Source organism: Frankia sp. CcCS3 (assembly GCF_977927575.1).
On the sequence record NZ_CDWRCL010000289.1, the window covers coordinates 1 to 4213 of the forward strand.

The following is a 4213-nucleotide window of genomic DNA, read 5'->3' on the forward strand; positions in this document are numbered from 1 at the left end:
GCGTAGCGTCCAGCCGGATGTCGCGGCATCCGCGCCGGTCTTCGCCTCATAGCCGTTGATCATCTTGCGGGGGTCGACGTCGGCCCCGCCGGCCTGGCGGATGGTGGTGGTGACGGTGGTGGGCAGCCGGTACGGGTCGGGTGCGGACGGGGCGTTCTCGTCGTAGTCGGTGTGGACGTGCTCGCGGGCGGAGTACTGGGCGCCGGCGTCGTCAACGATGCGATGCGTCGGCCCGAACGTGTCGACGACGGACACGCCGTCGGCGGAGTAGACGGTGTCGGTGTCCAGCAGTTGGGCGCGGGCCGCGGAGTCGGTGAGCGCCGCGGCGGTCGGATCGGTGTCGGCGGTCGGGGTGAGGGCCTGGTTACGGTTCTCCGCGGTCAGTTCACGGATCACGTTGCCCTTGACGTCATGTTCGTTGGTTGTGACCTGCCAGGCGCCGTTGCCGTAGGAGGCGGCGTTCACCTGCCGGCCGTCGGCGTTGAGGTAGGTCAGGTCGGCGTAGGGCCAGTCGGCGGCGACCGGCGGGTTTGACGGGACCCTGCTCGCGGGGAACACCGCCGTGGCCCAGGCCGGCAGGTCCTGCTGCCCCCAGGCGGCGACGGCGCTCGGGGACATGTCGACCGGCGCGCCCGTTCCGCTGAGGGCGACGTTGTAGACGACGGTACGGGTGGCGGTACCCGCGCCAGCGGGCCGGGGCCGTGCCACGCTGATCAGCCGACCGTAGCTGTCGTAGGTGAACGACCAGGCGTCCTGGCCCGCGGGGGTGTAGCTCTGGAGGCGGCCCTGAGCGTTGTACTGGTAGACCGATCCGAGGTGCGAGCCGTCGGTGTTGTCCAGCCGCGGGTCGTACTCGAGCCGCAGGTGCCCGGTGGAGTCGTACTTGTACTGGGCGACGACGGTCGCGGTGCCTCCGTTGAGGGACATCGAGACGGTGGAGACCTGCCCGGTGTAATTGCCCCAGGTGGCCGGGTCGGTGCCGGAGCCGGTCGCCGTGGTCGAGGTGGCGTAGGCGAGGGTCAGTGCCCGGCAGCCGGCGCCGAGCGTGCCCGAGCAGTCCACCCCGGCCGGGACGGGCGCGAGGATGCGGGTGACCCGGCCGGCGCCGTCCGTGGTGTACGTCGAGGTGGTCGCGGACCCGGGCTGGACGACCCGGTCGACCACCCAGATCGTCGCCGAGCCGACGGTCTTCGACACCCATACCGTCTTGGTGCCGTCGACCTCGGTGAGGGTGAACTGGGTCGCCGAATCCTTGACGAGCTTGGAGCCGTCGGTGGCGGTGTCCGCGATGCCGGTGTAGGCGTAGGGATAACCGCCGGTCCCGGTACGGGAGTACGCCGAGGCGGCGCCCTCACTCGACGTCAGTGTCACGGTATTTGTGGTGCCGGTGTTGTCCGTCAGCGTCTTGGCCGCCGAACCGGTGTCTGGTCCCTGCAGATCCGAGGTCCAACCCGGGCCGAAGATGCCGGCAGGGTCGCTGGTCGCCGCGGGCGGGGTCAACGTCGTCAGGGACCGGCCGACGGTCAGGCTGCCGGTGTAGGTCGGCATGGTGACGTCGGTGGCCGACAGGGAGTAGTCACCGGTCAGCGGGGCCAGTTTTCCGGGGCCGACGTCGCTGGTGGCGTTGGAGTCCCCGAACGCGTTACGCGCGTACTGGATCGTCCGGGCCCCGGTGCAGGTGACGGTGCCACCCGAGGTACGGAAACAGGCCTGGAGCTGGATCGGCCCGTCGGTGCCGCCCTGCAGGGTGAAGCCGACGTTCCAGTTCTGCCGGTCGAACGCGCCGGAGGCGTTGCGCGGCGCGGGCCATGTCGGGCTCGTGGTCGTGCCCTCGGTGGTCACGTCCGCGACCGGCACGTCCGTCCACGCCGTCGACGTGTTCGTTCCCAGCCGGTATCGGTAGGTCACCGACACCTGGGAGGACGGCGCCTGTCCCTCCAGGACGACGAATCGCTGGACGCGGGCGTTCTCCGCCGGGCTCGCCAACGCGCCGGTGCCGACTCCGAAGCTGTAGGAGACAACCGGCGAGAGGTTGCCGGCCTTGTCCTTGGTCCGCAGGTAGAACGTGTGCAGTCCGTCGGTGGCGTTCAGCGACGGGGTGGTCGTCCCGGTGGTCTCGGTGGCGGGCGAGGGCTGGTCGAGGCCGTAGAGGAACGACTGGGTGTCCCCGCCGGGGGAGGTCCAGGTGAACGTGCCGGAGGTGGCCGAGGCCCAGCCGCCTGACGGCCACGCCGCCGAGCTCAACGCGGTCGGCGCCGCCGGGACGGTCGTGTCGACGGTGAACGGGATCCACGACGACCAGTTCTGCGAGTAGTCGGTGCCGTCGTAGGCGCGCACCCGCCACTGGTAGGTGGTGCCGCTGGCGAGTACCCCGGCGGGCACCGTCCAGGAACCGGTGGCGTTCGGGGAGACGTTCGACACCGAACCGTCGGTGATCTTTGTGGTGCTGTCCTGGTTCCACACCTCGAAGTCGAGGCGCAGCGGCGCGCCGTCGGCGTCCGTAGCCGCCCCGGACAGCGTCGGCCTGGTGCTGTTCGTCAGGACCGTCGCGGGGCTGCCGCCGCACTGCGCCGAGCACGGCGAGGTCGACCGGTTCGCGACCGTGCCCGGATAGGAGTTGTAGGTCGTGACAGTTCACCGCGTCGACGAGGCACCGTGGCGCCGGCCCCTGTTCCGCCGGGTCAACCCGTCGCCGATGGCGTACCTCATCCCTGCGGGCTACCCGGCCCACCGCCGACTGCCACTGATCGTCGGTGACTTCACGGAGGAAGGATTCAGTACCCGGACTTGGAAGGGCGGTTGCGCCAGATCGCCGGATCACGGACGGTCAGGGCCCGCGTGGCGACCCGTATCGCGACGCGCAGGTGACGAGAAGCCCGATCATCGGGGTGGCGGACAGGCCGCTCGCCGCTTGGGATTCGTCGCGGGATCGAGCCGGATCCGGGTCGACGGGTGGTCCGCTGAGTCTGGGCGGCGTGCCGGGCCGGGACGGCGGTGGGCGGGTGCCGGCGACGGCCGGGTACGCCGCGATGACGGCCCGATGACGTCCGGAGGAGTATCCGGGATCGCTCCACTCCCCGCGCGACTTCGGCGTGTGGTGGTGATCAGAAGGGTGTCGATGGGGGTGAGGTGTTCGCGGTCGTCGAGGTCGATCAGATTGTGGATGCTGGTGTCGTAGACCTCGGCGAGCAGGGGGAGGAGCTGGGGTGTGGGCCGGCGGCGGTTGTTCGGTAGCGGCCAGTTCTCCAGTTCCGACAGCTTCGGGGCGGTCATGGGAGCCGCGCCGTGGGGATCGAGGCCGGTGTGGGCGGCGTGGGCGTTGATGTGGGCCGCGGCCTGCATCTGGGTCCAGCCGTGCGCGACGCGGTGAGCGGCGCGGGGGCGCAGTTTGTAGCGGCGGGCGAACTCGATCGCGATCTCGTCGTGGGACATGCCGACCGCGCGCATCCGCGCTCGCAGCTCGTCCTGCTCCGCCCGCTGGCTCGCCCTACTCATGACGATGCCCCATATCCTCTCCGGAGCCGGATGGCCGATCCTCCGATTGCCCGCTGCGCAGACCACTCTGGCAGTAATCGTTATGTCACAGGTCGAGCGGTACGGGATGACGCTTCGTCCGGCGGTCGCCCTGGATGTCGTGGGTGGCAAACGTCCGCGTCGAGCACGCTTCGGCTTCGCGGCTGACCCTAAGTTCGGCCGAGGAGAAGCACGGTTTCCCAGGTAGCTGTGCTGTCGGTGGCGAGGCCATGCAGGACGGCAGCGATCCCGGCGGCGCCCTCGATGAGGCCGGGTGATCGGCTGCTGGCGGGCTCTGCCGGGTCGAGGCTGTCGAGGAGTTGATCGGTTAGGGCTGGGAGGTGGCTGCCGAGTGGGTGGTAGCGGGCGTCGGCGGCGGCGTGGTGGACGGTGGCGATCAAGCCGGCCCAGCCGTGGCAGAGTGCCGGGTCGACGAGTCTGGCGAGTTGGACGGGGTCGTCGAGGCAGGCGGCGAGCGTGGACTCGGCGCGTTTCTGGCGCGATGTGTCGGCCAGCGCGAGGGCGGCGAGTTGCTGGGCGCGGGCAAGGCCGGGGGCGCCGTAGCACCAGGAAACGCGGCCTGGGCCGGTTTGGGCGGGGCGGCCGGCGCTCAGCTCGCGGAGGGTGATCTTCTCGGGCCACCAGGGGCCGGTTGAGCTCTCCTGGCGCCAGGCGTCGAGCCAGTCGCAGATTTGGTGGG

General features: G+C 70.6%; 2 protein-coding genes and 2 pseudogenes. 1 reads left to right on the top strand and 3 read right to left on the bottom strand.

What is annotated here, in order from left to right; genetic code table 11:
* A pseudogene (locus tag AC08OQ_RS18025) lies at positions 1–2421 on the bottom strand (sugar-binding protein); the annotation flags it as partial.
* Here AC08OQ_RS18025 and AC08OQ_RS18030 point away from each other — a divergent pair.
* Positions 2396–2614 carry a hypothetical protein gene (locus AC08OQ_RS18030; protein ID WP_476602173.1) on the top strand — a complete coding sequence of 73 codons (219 nt, stop codon included), beginning with the start codon at positions 2396–2398 and terminating at the stop codon, positions 2612–2614. The pseudogene AC08OQ_RS18025 and the gene AC08OQ_RS18030 overlap by 26 nt on opposite strands.
* 437 nt (positions 2615–3051) lie before the next feature.
* On the opposite strand, the pseudogene AC08OQ_RS18035 reads toward AC08OQ_RS18030, so the two are convergent.
* Positions 3052–3495: pseudogene (locus tag AC08OQ_RS18035) on the bottom strand (hypothetical protein); the annotation flags it as partial.
* A 188-nt stretch (positions 3496–3683) separates the two neighbouring features.
* A partial coding sequence (locus AC08OQ_RS18040) for a lanthionine synthetase LanC family protein (protein ID WP_476612231.1) occupies positions 3684–4213 on the bottom strand: 530 nt, incomplete at its 5' end.